The 16,583-nt window shown below is 48.1% G+C and carries 15 protein-coding genes; all 15 read right to left on the bottom strand.

The window, feature by feature from the left end:
* Window positions 1–91 precede the first annotated feature (91 nt).
* A complete protein-coding gene (locus LOZ80_RS31960) occupies window positions 92–1,201 on the bottom strand; it encodes a glycosyltransferase family 4 protein (protein WP_238168347.1) in 1,110 nt (369 codons plus the stop codon).
* Between the two features lie 132 nt (window positions 1,202–1,333).
* Window positions 1,334–2,122, bottom strand: coding sequence for a WecB/TagA/CpsF family glycosyltransferase (locus LOZ80_RS31955; RefSeq protein ID WP_238168346.1), 789 nt, complete (start codon window positions 2,120–2,122; stop codon window positions 1,334–1,336).
* A gap of 45 nt (window positions 2,123–2,167) precedes the next feature.
* Entirely contained in the window at window positions 2,168–3,289 is a 1,122-nt protein-coding gene (csaB, locus tag LOZ80_RS31950) for a polysaccharide pyruvyl transferase CsaB (RefSeq protein ID WP_238168345.1), read from the bottom strand.
* Complete coding sequence (locus LOZ80_RS31945; protein ID WP_337950985.1) at window positions 3,265–5,313, bottom strand: DUF5693 family protein; 2,049 nt, start codon at window positions 5,311–5,313, stop codon at window positions 3,265–3,267. Before LOZ80_RS31945 ends, csaB begins: the two co-directional genes overlap by 25 nt.
* Before the next feature lie 172 nt (window positions 5,314–5,485).
* On the bottom strand, window positions 5,486–7,180 hold the full coding sequence (locus LOZ80_RS31940; RefSeq protein WP_238168344.1) for a phospho-sugar mutase: 1,695 nt from the start codon (window positions 7,178–7,180) through the stop codon (window positions 5,486–5,488).
* Between the two features lie 34 nt (window positions 7,181–7,214).
* Window positions 7,215–7,643 (bottom strand): 3-hydroxyacyl-ACP dehydratase FabZ, encoded by a 429-nt coding sequence (fabZ, locus tag LOZ80_RS31935; RefSeq protein ID WP_079417028.1) that lies wholly within the window; start codon window positions 7,641–7,643, stop codon window positions 7,215–7,217.
* Window positions 7,644–7,807: 164 nt separating this feature from the next.
* Window positions 7,808–8,326 carry a CDP-alcohol phosphatidyltransferase family protein gene (locus LOZ80_RS31930; protein WP_238168343.1) on the bottom strand — a complete coding sequence of 173 codons (519 nt, stop codon included), beginning with the start codon at window positions 8,324–8,326 and terminating at the stop codon, window positions 7,808–7,810.
* 100 nt (window positions 8,327–8,426) lie between these two features.
* The gene (locus tag LOZ80_RS31925; protein ID WP_238168342.1) at window positions 8,427–8,645 is read right to left on the bottom strand and encodes a DNA-directed RNA polymerase subunit beta; all 219 of its coding nucleotides are present in this window, start codon (window positions 8,643–8,645) and stop codon (window positions 8,427–8,429) included.
* A 26-nt stretch (window positions 8,646–8,671) separates the two neighbouring features.
* Complete coding sequence (locus LOZ80_RS31920) at window positions 8,672–9,535, bottom strand: flagellar hook-basal body protein (RefSeq protein ID WP_238168341.1); 864 nt, start codon at window positions 9,533–9,535, stop codon at window positions 8,672–8,674.
* A gap of 23 nt (window positions 9,536–9,558) precedes the next feature.
* On the bottom strand, window positions 9,559–10,452 hold the full coding sequence (locus LOZ80_RS31915) for a flagellar hook-basal body protein (RefSeq protein WP_238168340.1): 894 nt from the start codon (window positions 10,450–10,452) through the stop codon (window positions 9,559–9,561).
* A 36-nt stretch (window positions 10,453–10,488) separates the two neighbouring features.
* Window positions 10,489–11,490 (bottom strand): rod shape-determining protein, encoded by a 1,002-nt coding sequence (locus LOZ80_RS31910; RefSeq protein ID WP_189020323.1) that lies wholly within the window; start codon window positions 11,488–11,490, stop codon window positions 10,489–10,491.
* Window positions 11,491–11,655: 165 nt separating this feature from the next.
* A complete protein-coding gene (spoIIID, locus tag LOZ80_RS31905; protein WP_047682268.1) occupies window positions 11,656–11,946 on the bottom strand; it encodes a sporulation transcriptional regulator SpoIIID in 291 nt (96 codons plus the stop codon).
* 173 nt (window positions 11,947–12,119) lie between these two features.
* Window positions 12,120–12,848, bottom strand: coding sequence for a M23 family metallopeptidase (locus LOZ80_RS31900; RefSeq protein WP_238168339.1), 729 nt, complete (start codon window positions 12,846–12,848; stop codon window positions 12,120–12,122).
* A gap of 81 nt (window positions 12,849–12,929) precedes the next feature.
* A complete protein-coding gene (gene spoIID / locus LOZ80_RS31895; RefSeq protein ID WP_238168338.1) occupies window positions 12,930–13,982 on the bottom strand; it encodes a stage II sporulation protein D in 1,053 nt (350 codons plus the stop codon).
* A 242-nt stretch (window positions 13,983–14,224) separates the two neighbouring features.
* Window positions 14,225–15,412 (bottom strand): RCC1 domain-containing protein, encoded by a 1,188-nt coding sequence (locus tag LOZ80_RS31890; protein ID WP_238168337.1) that lies wholly within the window; start codon window positions 15,410–15,412, stop codon window positions 14,225–14,227.
* Between the last annotated feature and the right edge of the window lie 1,171 nt (window positions 15,413–16,583).

Raw genomic sequence — 16,583 nt, 5'->3', positions numbered from 1 at the left:
CAAATGTTTAGAGAAAGAAATAAATTCATAAAATTCAAAAAAAATCCAACCCTAAGGTTGGATTCGATTCGTGCTATTTATGAGCAAAATCTTACTTGCCTACGCGGTCACTCTGCACTTGCTTGCCTACAAGCTTTTGCAGGAAGTTCAGTACAGGCTTGCGGCTTTTACTGATGATACCAATGGCCTCCGCGCCCACGAGCATAACGAGGAAAAGGGCCACGATAATCATGATAAGTCCCCAAGTGGAATCCTGGGAAATGAAGACCGAGCAGACAACAGCACTGCCGCCAAAGATGAAAGCAATTCCGTATATAATCAGTACGCTTGTACGATGGCTGAATCCAAGCTGCAGCAAGCAGTGATGGAGATGACTTTTGTCCGGTGCCGAGATCGGCAATTTATTCACGTAACGGCGCATGATCGCGAAGAAAGTATCGGATAACGGCACGCCTAGAATCATAATCGGGATAAGCAGGGAAACAACAGCCGCTTGTTTGAAGCCAAGAATCGAAAGTGTGGCTAGCGCAAAGCCAAGGAATAGAGCTCCCGAGTCACCCATGAAGATTTTGGCGGGATGGAAGTTGTAGAACATGAAGCCTATGATACTTCCAAGTAAGATAACACAAAGCAAAATAACAGTAACGTTGCCCATCATAAGAGCAAGTATAAGAATCGTAGTGGTAGCAATACCGGAAACACCGGCCGACAAACCGTCGAGCCCGTCAATCAGGTTAATGGCATTAGAGACGCCGACAATCCATAATATCGTAATCGGAATGCTCAACCAGCCGATAGGCAGGTTAGTAGTTCCGAACGGAATGTTAACGAGATCGATTTTGAGTCCGAAGGAAACGACGATACACGCGGCAATCAATTGGCCGAGCAGTTTCCATTTGGGAGATAGTTGAAAACGGTCATCCAAAGCACCCGTAACGACAATCACGAAGCCCCCGATAAGCAAGCCAAAGGCAGCATTGGAGTTCACAGCATCAAGTGCTGGAGAGACGACGAAATAAGCTCCGACGAATGCAAGGAATATCGCTAATCCTCCGAGACGCGGCATAATTCGGGTATGTACCTTCCGATGGTTGGGGGCGTCAACTGCTCCTACCTTGAAGGCAAATTTTTTGACTAGGGGTGTCAGCAGCAGCGCCATTAAGCACGAAGCGATAAACCCAATCGCATATAATCCATACATCTTCTCTTCACAGCTCCTCTTGTCATGGGTGGCAGGTGATCCGCCGAACTGAATTATACTCCCATTTGTCCACAAATACTACTGCTAAATTTGTCTGAAATGACCGTTTTCAGGCAATTTTCATACAATTTTTCATGATTTCGTGACTTTCTCTTTGTCACGCATCACTTTGATGGCAAACTTGGGGAGTAAGAGCATGCGTTTATAGCGCCAAGGCTCCTGCAATAGGCGGTAAAACCACTCAAGACGTAGTTTTTGAAATAAGACTGGTGCTCGTTTTAGCTTGCCCGAAAGGACATCAAAACTTCCCCCTACACCCATCATAACGGGTACTCCCAGTTGTTGCTTATATTTCGCAATCCAAGGCTCTTGACTAGCTGCAGATCTGCCTACAAAAAGAAGGTCCGGCGCGGCAGCGACGATGTCCTGAATGACTTGAGCATCCTCTGCATCTCCGAAATAACCATCGCGAACACCCACAAGCTCAATGCCCGGATATGTGGTGCGCAGCTTGTCAGCCGCTGCTTGTATAACTTCTGATGAGGCTCCAAGCAAGTAGACTTTCCACTTATGGTACTCGCCGACCTTCATCAATCTATGAAGCAGGTCATAACCGGGAACCCGCTCCGCAACAGGCTGTTTGACATAGCCGGAGGCCCAGACGACACCTGTTCCATCAGGGACAATAAGCTCAGCGCGCTGCATCATGCTCAGATAAGCAGGATCTTCCTGAGCGGCCATGACCATAATCGGATTGGCGGTTATGACTTGATGCGGCTGCCTTTGTTCTATAACCTTCGTAAGGTAGGCTACGGTTTGGTCCATACTCATTTGGGAGATGGGTACCCCATAGATCCTAACTTTCGGGATCGAATGGGCCGATACAGCCCCAGTAGGAGGCTTTGTTGATGGTGCGCTCATAGATATCTCTTCCTTTATGTGACGTTAACGATTGGATTTTAGTTGCTACTTTTGAGCCTTTTGCTTATAAAAAGAGACAATGCGCTGCGCAGGGAGCTGAGCCTGCGCTTTGAGCTCTTCAATGGCGGCGCGGCTGGACGCCGCCCACTGCTCGCGATCCGCGAGGAGGCGCTGCGCCTCCTCAGCGAAGGCATCCGCATCGAAGCTGGCTGTCGATGCCGCGGCTTTCATGCCAAGCCTATGGAGGAACTGGTCGATCTTCGGATCGTACGAGATGCCTACCATAGGCACATACTGCGAGGCTGCATAAATCAAAGAATGCAGCCTCATCCCGATCAGCAGGTCGCATGCCGCGACCTGCGCCAGCATGTCCTGCGGATGGACGACGCCTCGCGCCATCTCCACCCGCGACCCGTGATCGCCTAAGCGGTCGATCACGAACTGCGACGCCACCTCATCCGAAGGGAGGTGGAAGGGCAAGAACCGCAGCCGCACATCAGGGTGTGCGGCGAGCAGCAAGGCTAAGGACCGCGAGAGAGCTTCCAGCTCCGAGCGGTCCTCGTTCCAGAAGCGGACGGACACGCCGACCGTCCGCCCAGCACCCGGCGCGCCCACAGCCGCGCCGTTAACGCGCAGCGGCAGACCCATGACGGGGTCTGGCACGACAGTGACGCGCTCCCGCGGTAGGCGCATCCGCCCTAGCAAGTCCACGGACTCCGTATCGCGGACGGACACATACGCGCAGCGCTGGAATACGCTGCGGATCCAGCCAAAGAACATCGGACGGCCCACAGGGCCGATGCCTTGGGAATAGATAAACGTAGGCTTCCCAAGCCACTGCGCAAGTTTCAAAACAGCCAAATAGTACGGAATTGTCTTCGAACTTGTAGCGTCCTGCAGCAAGCTGCCGCCACCGCTGATCAGGCCGTCCGCTCCCCGCAAAGCGCGAAGCAGCGGTCCAGGCTTCATCCGATGGTAGGCCTTAACGCCATACATCGCCGATGTCTTCTCTGGATTCGCCGAGAGCACAATCGGCTCAATCTGAATCCCTTGAGCCTCACTTTGTTCCTGCAAAGCGAACAAAATAGACTGCAGGACGGCTTCATCACCGCTATTATCAAAACCATAGTAGCCGGATAGCGCTATTTTGACCACTGAGGAACCCATCGTTTCCAACTCCTCGTGATGATTTCCCAAGCAATAATCAGGACAATGCCGATCAATGCACCGAATACTAGCCCATAGGTAATACGGATTAAAGAGATATGCAGCGGCGTATGAAGATGAGCAAACGTATCCACAATCGATAATTGCCCCATAACACCTATGAACAGAACATAGATCGCATTACTATAGCGAACGGATAAGTATGCTCCCAGCAAGAAGAGCGGATGAGCAAACAAGAACTCTTTGGTCCTAGGTCTCACACCTAGCGTATTTTCTAAGAAAGACCGGAACAACTTCTCTACCGAAGAGGCTTGTCCCTCATTCCCTGTGCGGGATAAGTAGTAATAACCAGCCGCCAAGATAATGCCAGCTACCACAATCCACAGAACACTGATATAGGAAGAGAATATCTTGCGAACCTTCGCTATTTTGTCCCCATAGGTATTATTCTCACTGAAGAACAGCAGATACAGTCCAACAATAGCAATAGGCAGCAGATGAAGCGCGCTGACGCCGCGGAACTGTTGCAGCACCAGAGAATACGTAATGTGATTCAGTAAAGCAACTTCGAATACGACGCCAATGAGTGAAATTAACGATGTTTTGAGCAGCTGCCATAAGCCGTATGCAAGTCCTGATTTCCATTTGGAAGCAGCGCCTGAACGCACGGATCGAACGACCAGCATCATCGCCACGCTAGGCGCGCAAATGGCTGTCGCCAAAGCTAGTCCCTGCGCGTATAAATTCGCGGAAAGAGTATGCAGAGCTACGGCTCCCAAGATCCCGAGAACGAACAATAACAGCACGGATTCTGGAATAAAGAACGAAACCGCGAGGACAATTAAGCTAACCCCGCCGATTAAAATAAACACACGCGCAATTTTCTGCCAGCCTGATGTTTCTACGGTAAAAGCTTCCGCAGGCCCCAGTGTAAACCCAGCTTTCTCGATGCGCGGTATGGCGCCATCTTTGCCCTGCAAGCTCTCATAGAGCGAAGCAAGCGGGTCTACCAGCTTCCCTTTATCCAAGCTTTTGAGCGGCTTCGCATTCAGGAACACCATCCGGATGTTGCGATCTTTCACCGCTAGGACCAACCGATCTGCAACCCCTTGAATGCGGTCTTCCAACTCCGCCTTTTTGAGCGGTTCCATCAATTTCTCGCCGTCTTTCTCCGTGAACGAATGCAGACGAACGACATTATAATTGGTTTGCTTGGCTAAGGTGTTAAATCCTTTTTGCGGCTCCTTCAGCATCTCGATTGCTGCTAGTCCGATGTCATATTTGTGAAGTAGATCCGCCATTTTATTCAGGTTCAGCTCTGTGTCATCCTCCGTATAAGCAGGCACTTCATTGCCATCTACAATAATTCGCTTCACCCCAAAATCATGAAGCTGCTTCAGCAGACGATCCATTTCATTGGTAACAAAAGCTCTGCGATTCGATAAGCGAACGACAATTTGAAACCCTTGATCTTTCAGCGTTTGCAACGTGATCGGATCTGGATCCATGGTCTTAATGGAGGCATCATCGGAGCTCATTTGAATGACAAGTCCCGTTTTATTTCTGAGATTCCAAGGCTTAACGCCGACCTGCAAATCCGCAAATGTTTTCTGAATAAGAGGTTCCAGCTTTTGCTGTGTAGCAATATCCGGGAATAAAACATACGTGTAATTCTCATTCGGATTCCCGAATGTTTGGGTAAGCGCTGCGGCGTCACGTGAGTTATACACTTCAATGCGACGGCTTTCTTTGAGTTCCGCCAGGGTGCTTTCATAAACAGCCAAAGACTGAATTCCCGCGGCCTTCATATTCTTCAACTGTTGGGCAACGAAGCTCTGTGGATTCGTCTGAATATCTGAGATATCCAGCAAATCGCGATAATCGAAAACAAACTCGACTTGATTCGCCGAAGTTTCCGTTTGATGACGTGTGAAAGCAAGCGGCAGCGAGCCCAACATGCCGATAATCACGAGCCACCAGAGTACATTTTTGAGCGGGTTATTCCAAGTTTTATACCAATTCACCTATTGTTCACTCCTTAGAGCATTTACTTGCCAGTCCCTTATACACTCGAAAACCCCTCCAGTTCCTGAGCTTCGGAGATAGGCCAAATGAATACGGATTTTGTTTCCATTTATTCATTAGACGACCTATCCCTGACTTAGGTTCTGAAGAGGTTCAATTGATCCTATTTCATTATCCGTCTACACGGCTAAGTACATATTGAATGATGCCATCCAGCTGCGCTGCGGCTGCCGGACCTGTTGATCCTTTTACCGCAAAATAGAACTTAATTTTGGGCTCTGTTCCTGAGGGACGCAAGCAGAACCATGATCCATCTTCAAGCGTGAATTTCAGTACATTTTCGATCGGAAGCCCGTCCACGCCTTTGGCGTAGTCCGCTAACGTTGCTACGCGGATACCGCCGATTTCAGTCGGTGGATTCGTTCTCCATGCATCAACCATACGTCCGATTTGTTCCACGCCGTCTTTCCCTTTAAGCGTCCTTGATTCCAGTTTTTCCAAAAAGTAACCAAAGGATTCGTAAAGTTCCTGTAAGACTTCATATAAAGTTTTGCCTTGCTTTTTGTAATACGCTGCTGCTTCTGCAATCAGCATCGCTGCAATAACGGCATCTTTATCGCGCGCATAGTCTCCCGCCAGGTAACCGTAACTCTCTTCATATCCGAATAAGAAGGTATGCTCGCCATTTTTCTCGAACTGCGACATCTTCTCTCCGATATATTTGAAGCCAGTCAACGTATTCAAGGTAGGAATTCCGTAATGGTTCGCGATAACAGCACCCATCTCGCTTGTTACGATCGTCTTGACGACAACGCCGTTCGCTGGCAGTGTGCCACGTTCTTGCAAACTGGACAATAAATAGTTAACCATGATCGCACCGGATTGATTACCGGATAGAACGACGTACTCTCCACTTGGGTCCTTGACAACCGCGCCCATGCGATCGGCATCTGGATCCGTTCCGATAATGATATCCGCGTTCCACTCTTTGGCCTGCGCGATAGCAAGCGTGAACGCTTCTCTCTCTTCCGGATTCGGAGATTTCACGGTCGAGAACTGTGCATCCGGCAACTCCTGCTCAGCCACAACACGAACTTGTCCGAAGCCAACAGCTTTCAGCACCTCGCGAACAGGCACATTCCCAGCACCATGAAGCGGTGTGAAGATAATGCGGAAATCATCGCTGATCTGCTGAATGACATCCGGATTCTGACTAATCGCCGTAACGGATTGGATGTACGCTTGATCCACATCTTCTCCTAACCAAGCTAGCAATCCCTGCGCTTCAGCTTCCTGTTGGCTCAGCTTCTTCACTTTGTTGAAAGAATCGATGCTTTGCACTTCAGCGATAACTTGCTCGGCAAACTCAGGCACAAGCTGTCCGCCGTCTGCGCCATATACTTTGTAACCATTATATTCAGGCGGATTGTGACTTGCTGTAACGACAACACCTGCATTTGCCCCTAGATATCTCACGGCAAAAGAAAGCTGTGGCGTCGCGTGAAGCGTTTGGAAAAGGTACGCTTTAATCCCATTCCCTGCGAATACAAGGGCAGCTTCTAAAGCGAACTCCGGCGACATATGACGTGAATCATAAGCCAGGACTATGGATGGGCTTGCTGCGCCCGTTCCATTCACATACTGTGCCAAGCCTTGGCTTGCGCGTCCAACGGTATATACGTTGATTCGATTCGTTCCAGCACCAATCACACCGCGAAGTCCGCCAGTGCCAAATTCGAGATCTTTATAGAATCGATCCTCAATTTCTTTCTCATCGTCCCGAATGGCTTGCAGTTCTTTCTTCGTTTCGGCATCCACCGCTGGATCCTCTAACCATAATTGATACTCTGATTGTACACGCGTCATAGTAGTCTAGGTTCATCTCCTTTTTATCTATGGGTTATTTATTAGCAAGGGCGAACATAAGTTCACCTTCAACTACCACCTTGTCACCTACTTTGGCTACTGCATTTCCTTTGACAATAGTTCCTTTTACCCGTGTAATCGTCATTTCTAACGTAAGGGTATCACCCGGAACCACTTGCTGACGCCAACGAATGCCATCTGCGCCTGCAAACAGGCCAATTTTACCTTTGTATTCAGGCATGGACAATACAGCCACTGCGCCTACTTGGGCCAGCGCTTCCACAATCAGTACACCCGGCATCACCGGGTAACCTGGGAAATGACCAGCGAAGAATGGTTCGTTAATCGTTACATTCTTAATACCAACGGCTCTAACGCCTTCTTCTACTTCCAAAATGCGATCGACCAACAAGAAGGGCGCGCGATGCGGGATAATCTCTTGAATTTGATTAATATCTAACATAACAGGTGATACTCCTTTCGAATAGCCTTGTATAAAATACAAGGGAATCACTTACAATAGAGTTGTCCCTTCATTAACTGCAGAAATGAAGGTTCATATAGGGGAGCTTATGTCAGCGGGTTGTGCACAGTCCCTTAACATAAGCTCTTGTTACGATATAGGTATTATTTAGCTCTAGCACTCCGATTTAATAAGAGGAATTGAAAAATGTAAATGAAGGACGTTAAGAACGAAACCCCGATTACAAACCACAAATAAGTTATCGCGAAGGTTAATTTAAACACAAGGAAGAGGATAGCAAAGTAGTAGAGGACTGTCGTTAATTTCCCCATTACATTCGCTGGGACCGTTAATTTGCCTCTGAAATGAAATATCGCAGAGCCGACGATCATACCCGCATCCCGAATAAACATTGCCGCTGCTGCTTGCCAAGGAATCATCTGTGTGATGAGCAAGGACAAGATAACCGCTATCATCATGCATTTATCCGCAAGGGGATCCAGCATAACACCCACTGGGGTAATGAGTCCGCGCGTTCTGGCTATGTAACCATCAAGAATATCCGTAAGCCCTGCTGCCAAGAGAATCACAAAGGCAATTTGGATATGTCCACTAAAAAAGATCATGAGATACACAGGAATTAGTACAAACCTGCTAATGGTGAGCATGTTCGGTATGTTCAAAGTACCCCTCCCGCACCTAATTTCTGGTATCTGTTCATAAGCCTTCATTCATTATACCGCTGCTAAGGCAAAAATAAAACTCCCAGTAAGGGAGTCCGAGTTAATTTGCAAAGACCAGATCGTATAGATGACGCCAGGTGCTCATGTGAAAGATTTCCCCAGCCGGCTGGTGACCAAGCTTGGTATAACCTACCCATAGTCCGATATAAACGGCTAGCACGCAAAGCACAGGGATACGAATGATTTTGAAAATAATCCATATGATATTCAGCCATTTCGGCCTTGGTTTCTTCTTCGTTGGAGCAGGCTTGTCTGACATCGAGCCCTATCCCTCCCTTTCTACGATCAGGCGCGCAAATTATTAGCAATATTCATCATCTGATCGGAAGATGTAATAGCCCGGGAGTTCAGTTGAAGCGCTCTTTGCACGATAACCAGATCTGTCATTTCATCCGATAACGTTACGTTGGACTGCTCCAGGAACCCTTGCATCAGCGTTACGCGATTGTTCGTTGTATCGAGACCGTTCACATCTTGCAAGATATTGGCCTTCTCAGCCGCCGTTATCCCGGCAGGAATCGTATACAGGTTGTCTCCGACATCCTGGAGAAGCTGTGGACGCACGACGCGAACCAGCTTGATTTGGCCTATTCGAATAGGTGCAGCAGCAGGGTCCTGCTCGTTATAGCCCATGACCGTTCCATTCTCTTGAACAACTGGTTTGAGGCCAGCAGGCACACGAATCGGGGTGCCGTTAGCGCTTGTCACATAATGTCCCTCTTTGGTTGTGAGGATCGTGCCGCCATTGTTGTCCGGCGTTAGACTGAACGCACCATTGCGCGTCCAAGCTGGCTGGAACACAGCATTCCCATTTCCGTCGATTTTGCTGACCGAGACTTCGAACAACCCGTCCCCTTGGATAGCAAAATCCGTTGTATTGCCCGTAGGTTGAATAGGTCCTTGAGCTAGATTTGTCTGGATTTGCACCAGTTTGGAACCCCAACCTTGGTTGAAACCTAACGGAGAAAACCGCCCTTGTTGACGGAATCCTTCCGGTTGCGATTTGACGTTCGTCAGAACGTCTTCGAAGGAGGCTTCCTTCTTTTTGAAGCCGTTCGTATTCACATTCGCTATATTATTAGACAGAATATCCAGCTTTTGCTGTAAGCTGTGCATGGATACCGATGAGTTAATCATGGAATTGTTCATGGCTGGCTCCTTCGCAAGCTAGATTAGACGCGGCCTACTTCGTTGGCTGCTTTATCCATACTTTTATCATAAGATTGAATAACTTTCTGGTTGGCTTCATATGCTCTAAGCGCTGACATCATATCAACCATCGATTGAGCAGAATCCACGTTAGAACGCTCAATGAAACCTTGACGAACCTCGACTTGATCAGCTGCAGCCACTTGGGTGACAGTTGCTTCGTCGCCCGGATTAATCCGCAGCATGCCGTTACCTTCGCGCAGCAGCAAATTCGGGTTCTCGGCACGTGAGATCATCAGGCCAATAGGTTGTCCTGCAGCGTTCAGCAGAGGACGGCCTTCCCCATCAAGAAACTCACCTTTATCCGTTACTTTGAATGCGCGGATCGGTTGACCTGTTCCGTCTGTCAGCAGCAGAGGTTGTCCATCACGTCCCAGTACTTGATTACCGTTGGCATTAACGAGTTGACCCGTCGTATCGACGGTGAACTTACCATTCAAAGAATAGCGCTGCTCTCCATTTGCGTTCAATACCGTAAACAAAGCCTGTGGCTGAAATGTACGCTCTCCGTCTGGATTCACGTATTTCCCTGTAGCATCGAAAGTCATGCCCGGCACTTGAATGTTCGAGACAAGCGCAAAATCGAAAGGATTTTGCGTTTCTTGCAAATCACCTTGTGCGTGAATGGAGATGTTCTCCTCCGCAAATACCCCTAGACTCATCTTCCCAAGCGGCGCCGTCGAAGCACCTTGTCCACCGCGAATCGTGGATATGAGCATCTCTGGAAACGAACGAGACAATGAATTACCTTGTTTAAAGCCTGGTGAATTGATATTGGCGATATTGTTTGTAATCGTGTCATGTCTGCGCTGTTCCGAGATCATGCCTGCCGCCGCGGTATATAGTCCTCTTAACATGTCTTCACCTCTTGGGTAGTTTCTTGTACAGCTTGTCTAGTTGAATTTGCGCTTGGATACTTTGTCCAAATTATCAAGCATGATGCCTGTCCCTTTAACAACACAAGACATAGGATCTTCTGCGATAAGAACAGGTACTTTCAGTTCATCTGCCAATAATTGATCCAGCCCATGCAGCAAGGCCCCGCCGCCCGTCAGAATGACACCACGGTCGATAATATCTGCCGAAAGCTCAGGAGGCGTACGCTCCAAGACACTCTTCGCTGCCGTGACGATCGAGGAAACTGGATCCCACAGAGCTTCTTGTACTTCACTGGAGTGAATGGTAATCGTAAGTGGCAAACCGGACACCATATCTCTTCCGCGAATATCCATCTCTTGATCTCTGCCGTGTGGATATACCGTTCCGATTTTCAGCTTAATATCTTCGCTTGTCCGCTCACCAATGAGTAACTTGTACTTGTTTTTGATATACTTCGTAATCGCGATATCGAACTTATCACCAGCGATCTTGATGGAGGAGGAGGTCACGATATCGCCCATGGATAATACGGCAACATCCGTTGTCCCTCCGCCAATATCTACAACCATATTGCCGCTTGGTTGGAAGATATCCATACCGGCACCGATCGCGGCCGCCTTAGGCTCTTCTTCCATGAATACTTCTCGGGCACCGCTGCGCTCAGCCGCTTCGCGGATCGCCTTCTGCTCGACCGAGGTGATGTTGGTAGGGGCGCAGATCAGGATTCTAGGATGCGAATACCAGTTCTTGCCCCCTACTTTGGCAATAAAATGTTTCAACATCATTTCCGTAATATCAAAATCCGCAATAACGCCATCTTTCAATGGACGAATAGCGATAATGTTGCCGGGAGTTCTGCCCACCATGCGGAAAGCTTCTTCTCCAACAGCCAGTACGCGCTTCGTATCGCTTTCAATCGCAACTACGGAAGGCTCATCGAGCACAACGCCGCGTCCTTTGATGTGAATAAGCACATTCGCCGTGCCGAGATCTATTCCAATATCCTTGCTTAACATTTCAAGTTAATCCTCCCTAAATCTACCGTCCATCCCGTGAAGAATCGGCGCTCTTATAGATAGTTCTAATTATAAGCTAAATTCGCTGCAAATGCATTATTTCCTCTTTTTCCGTGAAATTTCGACAAGACCAGTTTCAGGAAGCCACCGGGATGAAGCGGTTCTTTAGGATTTTACAGTTACCAAGTTTTCGGAAAGCTTAGGGTTCCGCGTCTTTCGATACTTAATTTTCGTCGCTTCTCCTCCTCTTAGATGCCTGATGGACTTGTGATACTCCAAAATGTGTTTCACCTGATTGGCCAGGTCCGGGTTGATTTCCGGCAATCTTTCCGTTAAATCCTTATGCACCGTGCTTTTGGAAACGCCAAATTCCTTAGCAATGGTGCGAACCGTATTCTTGGTCTCGACGATACAGGTACCAATCTTAATGGTTCGCTCTTTGATGTAATCGTGCACTCCCCTCGCCTCCCTACTCGAGATAGTTTGGTAAAGTATATGAGGGGCATGACTAGATATTCTACGTAACCAAGCCTGACAAGCTCATTTCCCATATTTATTTTCAAAATCAAAGCAAAAAAGCAGCAGGATGTACCCGCTGCCCCTATCTATGTAGCTGTTTGGTGAGAAGATTACTGTTTCGCGTTCAGAAGCGTTTCTGGATTAACCGCAGCATTATCACTGGTTTGACGAACTTCGAAGTGAAGATGTACCCCATCTTCTTTCTCGAACTCATTGCGGCCAGCCTTGGCGATGATGTCGCCCTTCTTCACTTCAGCACCTTTGACAACTTTGACGTCTGACAAGCTTTGGTAGACGCTAATCAAGCCATTGGTGTGCGTAATCTCAACCAGACTGCCTACAACTGGGTTCTGATCTACAGCTGTAACTTTCCCGCTCAAAGCAGCCAGGACATCGAATGCCGCGCCGTCTTTGGTTTTCAAGTCAATCGCTGTATGCGGCGTCAATTGATCGTTATATTGGATCATAGCCGCCTGCTTCACATCATTTGCTGCATTGGTGTCATAGAACGGGATTGATACACTAACCAAAGATTTGTCTTTAACCGGCCACTGCATCGTCTCCGGTTGTGCGTTGACCGCAACGGCCCCATCTGGTGTTTCCGCTGTTTTCTCATTGCTGCTAACCTTAATGCCCAGTTCTGCTTCGCTGACTGTCTTGGTCCCTGTGTCCTGGTACACCCACATTAAGGTTAAGATAATTGCTGCTGCTGCCACATACGTCGCTGGGAATACCCACTTCTTAGCAAGCAACCTCTTCCATGCGGATGGACTACCTTGTGCCCCTTGAACAGTTTTAGGAGCTTCTTCTTTTTGAAAACCTTTGTTTTGATCACTCATGGTTATCACCTCATCAACCATTCTTGACACATTTAAAGGTTTTATACTTGAAGAAAGATATTTTTATAGAGACCCTGCAAATTAAGATTTTTGGATAAAAGGCGCCGCCTTTTCGATAGAGATGCCAGTGTAATAATAGGTTACGATTTGCTCCGCCGTCTTGCCCTCTTTGGCCATACCATTGGCGCCCCACTGGCTTAGGCCAACGCCGTGGCCGAATCCATAGGTCGTAATGATGATTTTGGCGCCAGACCATTTCCAATCGAATTGCGAGGATGCTAGTCCTAGCTTCTCTCTAACTTCACGACCAGAGAAGGATTTGCCTCCGATAGCCATTTTTTTAATCCGATGACCAGCCGACCATTCTAGCACTTTCATCCCTTTGGCATTGGTGCCTGTGGTAGCGATGCTTGTGACGCCTAGCTTTTGTAGCATACTTTTATACGTAATCTCAACCGTTTCTTGATAGCGAGAAGACAGCTTTACGTCCCATGGACTGGAGACACTGCGCAAATAGGGACTCTTGAAAGGCCAGTAATCTTCCGAATTCTCAGTATACCCATTGCTCGTAGAGAAGAAGGTTGCATTAATGGGTTTATGCTCATAAGTGAGAATCATATCTTTGGTTTCATTCACGGCTCTATCAATTTTGGCCATATTTGCCTCGTACGAGCGCTTGTCCCATTTGTCCTTCAGCTCTTGTTCAGTAAGATAGGCTTGATGCGCAGTAGTATCGGTTACAAGAGCATCGTCCACTGGCATATTGCTGTAATCCTTCTCTATCACCCTACGCACTACATACGTTCTCGCAGCCATTGCCTGTGCCTTCAGCGCCTCCAACTCGAAATCGACTGGCATTTCCGCTGCTAGAACTCCTTTCACATATTGCTCCAGTGGGACCGTCTCAACTACCGACTTCTTCGTCAAATACACGGGAATCATCAAACCTTGCTGCTGCGCAGCAGCCTCTTGATTAGCGCCATCATCGATCGTTTGAGCAGAAGATGAGTCGCCGGTTGGAATCTTCTTGACTAGCAATCCAGGAACAAGAATGGTGACACAGAGCATAGAAGACAAACAAACGGCCATCCATAGGATGACCCCGCGGCCAGGAACACGTTTTTTCTTCAACATCGTCTCAGCAGCCTCCATAAGCGCGTTTACTAGCAGGTATTTGGTATGACTTAGCTTATGAGAGGATCTGCTAGATTAGAACACGTAAAGTAGCTTATGAATTTGATTTGACGTCTAGTTATAAACAGAAAAATCCCCTCCGGGCAACAACGTCAAATTCATCTTAGGAGATGACCTTTTATCGTTGTCAATCATGAGGGGATCCTATCATTTAGAACTTATGGAACAGTTGTTCATTAGATTTACAGACCTGTTACTTGAACCGGCGTATAACGGTTAATCCTTGTACCGTCTCCAAGTTCGCGCCAATAGTTATGACCCCATGCCCATACCGTTCCGTCTGACTTTAGTGCCACAGTGAAAACTCCACTCGAAGACACGGCCGTTACCCCGCTTATGCCTGCTACCTGAACAGGGCTTAGATATGTCGAACCTGTCGTACCGTCTCCCAGTTGGCCAAAATCGTTATAACCCCAAGCCCATAACGTTCCGTCATTTTTAATCGCCAAGCTATGATGATAATCCGCTTCTACTACTTTTACGTTGCTCAGACCTGGAATCTGAACCGGAGTCGTATGACTCGTCGTAGTGCCGTCTCCGAATTGGCCGTTTGTATTATTGCCCCAAGCCCACACCGTTCCATCCGACTTTATGGCAAGACTGTGAGTGTCGCCGGCTGACACGTAGGATACATTACTGAGACCAGACACCTGCACCGGAGTTGACCGATTTGTTGTTGTTCCGTCTCCTAGTTGACCATCCGAGTTATAACCCCAAGCCCATACCGTTCCATCCGACTTAATGGCGAGGCTAAGATAGCTTTTCGTTGAGATGGACACGATATTGCTGAGTCCTGATACCTGCACAGGCGTTGACCGATTTGTAGTTGTTCCATCTCCCAATTCACCGTAACCGTTACTCCCCCAAGCCCATACCGTTCCATCGGATTTTAAAGCTAAACTATGGTAAAAACCAGCTTCGACATCGATTACACCTGTTAAATTATTCACTTGAACCGGGTTATTACGATTTATATATGTCGTGCCATCTCCCAGTTGACCAACACCGTTAGTTCCCCACGCGAATACGATGCCATCGCTGCGCAGTGCCAAATTGTGGTGTTCATTTCCTGCCGAAATATCAATAATATTTTGAACAAGTGTGTTTTGAACCGCAACAGCGCTGCTGTTCTGACTTGGACCGGTGCCGAATTGTCCGAAGTTTGCATCCCCCCAGGCCCATAAAGTATCATCTGCCTTCAAAAATAACGAATGCCCCCATCCTGTTGTCAGGACCGTCTTCAATTGGGGGGGATTGGTTGGATTAGTTGGATTGGTTGGATTGCCGAGCGCTGTGCCTGTAGGTAGGATTATCATTGCAAGTAGCATTGAGGTAAGTAGTGAAATAGTTCCTTTTTTTCTCATCATCATTACATTTCTCTCCTTCTCTTAATTAAATGATTAGTGTATTTGGCTCGAACTATAGATTTCAACGTTCTAGTTGAATTTACCCCCCTTCCCAACTAGTGTAAAAATTGGATTTACTTACATATTTAATAATACAATTATATAAACTTTAATCAATAGTTTAAAATTGACAACATTTGTATGAAAATGTCGAAATCATTATTGTAGTATAAAAAATACCAATTTGGTGGTGCATATGGCAGGGAAATATAATATAACCTTTGCAGTTGAAGTATTGCTGTCGCAAAAGTCAAACCAGGAGGCAGGCAAGCCCAAGCCCCTCTTACGAACCCAGTAACCCTTATTCGGTCAAAATGGCTCACTTGGAAAATCTAATGAATCCCCGACGCGTTATCTCATGCAAACGGGCTTCATTCCGCCTATAAGCTGCTCGATAACGCCAGTTAAGTTCATTAGATTTCCAAAGTAGCCATTTTCTCGTCTATAAGCATTGTACAGTTCATTAGAATGACAAATTGATTAGGCGGGGCGGGGGCTCAGCGGACGGGGGTTGAGACGGGGTTGAGACGGGGTTGGGCAGGAATTCGGACGGGAGGCGGATGGGGTTGGGGTTGGGGTTGGGGTTGGGGTTGGGGTTGGGGTTGGGGTTGGGGTTGGGGTTGGGGTTGGGGTTGGGTGGGGTTGGGGTTGGGGTTGGGGTTGGGGTTGAGACGGGGTTGAGACGGGGTTGAGACGGGGTTGAGACGGGGTTGGGCAGGAATTCGGAGGGGAGGCGATGGGGTTGGGGTTGGGACGGCGCAATGAGGGCGGACGGGAGACGAACGGGTGCGGGCGGGGCTGCTTCGGGCCTTGGCATGCCCATAGCCTGTTGAAGAAAGCAGCGGTGGACCCAAAATAAAGGAGCTAAGCATGTACTAGCCGCTTAGCTCCTTCTCAAATCACACAAACCTAAACTTTTGGAGCTGTCACACAAATTTATTTTGTTACTTATGGGATAACCTCATCCACATTCGAACAAATAAGCACGTTCAGCTGCCCTATTCTCAGCGTGGCGGGGGTCCACAGCGCATGGCCCTCTCTCCAGCACGGCGGGGAGTCCATACCGCCCACCAGGGTCCCTCACCACAGCACCCCTCCTGGGCGACATCCGAGGCAAGCTTCGCTGCCCCCAAGC

Source organism: Paenibacillus sp. HWE-109 (assembly GCF_022163125.1).
Taxonomy (GTDB): Bacteria; Bacillota; Bacilli; order Paenibacillales; family NBRC-103111; genus Paenibacillus_E.
Note: the sequence above shows the minus strand (reverse complement) of the source record. Positions and strands in the feature narration are given on the sequence as shown.

Bases quoted from the DNA above. Each gene is read 5' to 3' on its own strand.
- LOZ80_RS31960 (WP_238168347.1), bottom strand. From the start codon at position 1,201: ATGTATGGATTATATGCGATTGGGTTTATCGCTTCGTGCTTAATGGCG.
- LOZ80_RS31955 (WP_238168346.1), bottom strand. From the start codon at position 2,122: ATGAGCGCACCATCAACAAAGCCTCCTACTGGGGCTGTATCGGCCCAT.
- csaB (WP_238168345.1), bottom strand. From the start codon at position 3,289: ATGGGTTCCTCAGTGGTCAAAATAGCGCTATCCGGCTACTATGGTTTT.
- LOZ80_RS31940 (WP_238168344.1), bottom strand. From the start codon at position 7,180: ATGACGCGTGTACAATCAGAGTATCAATTATGGTTAGAGGATCCAGCG.
- fabZ (WP_079417028.1), bottom strand. From the start codon at position 7,643: ATGTTAGATATTAATCAAATTCAAGAGATTATCCCGCATCGCGCGCCC.
- LOZ80_RS31925 (WP_238168342.1), bottom strand. From the start codon at position 8,645: ATGTCAGACAAGCCTGCTCCAACGAAGAAGAAACCAAGGCCGAAATGG.
- LOZ80_RS31920 (WP_238168341.1), bottom strand. From the start codon at position 9,535: ATGAACAATTCCATGATTAACTCATCGGTATCCATGCACAGCTTACAG.
- LOZ80_RS31915 (WP_238168340.1), bottom strand. From the start codon at position 10,452: ATGTTAAGAGGACTATATACCGCGGCGGCAGGCATGATCTCGGAACAG.
- LOZ80_RS31910 (WP_189020323.1), bottom strand. From the start codon at position 11,490: ATGTTAAGCAAGGATATTGGAATAGATCTCGGCACGGCGAATGTGCTT.
- LOZ80_RS31900 (WP_238168339.1), bottom strand. From the start codon at position 12,848: ATGAGTGATCAAAACAAAGGTTTTCAAAAAGAAGAAGCTCCTAAAACT.
- spoIID (WP_238168338.1), bottom strand. From the start codon at position 13,982: ATGTTGAAGAAAAAACGTGTTCCTGGCCGCGGGGTCATCCTATGGATG.
- LOZ80_RS31890 (WP_238168337.1), bottom strand. From the start codon at position 15,412: ATGATGATGAGAAAAAAAGGAACTATTTCACTACTTACCTCAATGCTA.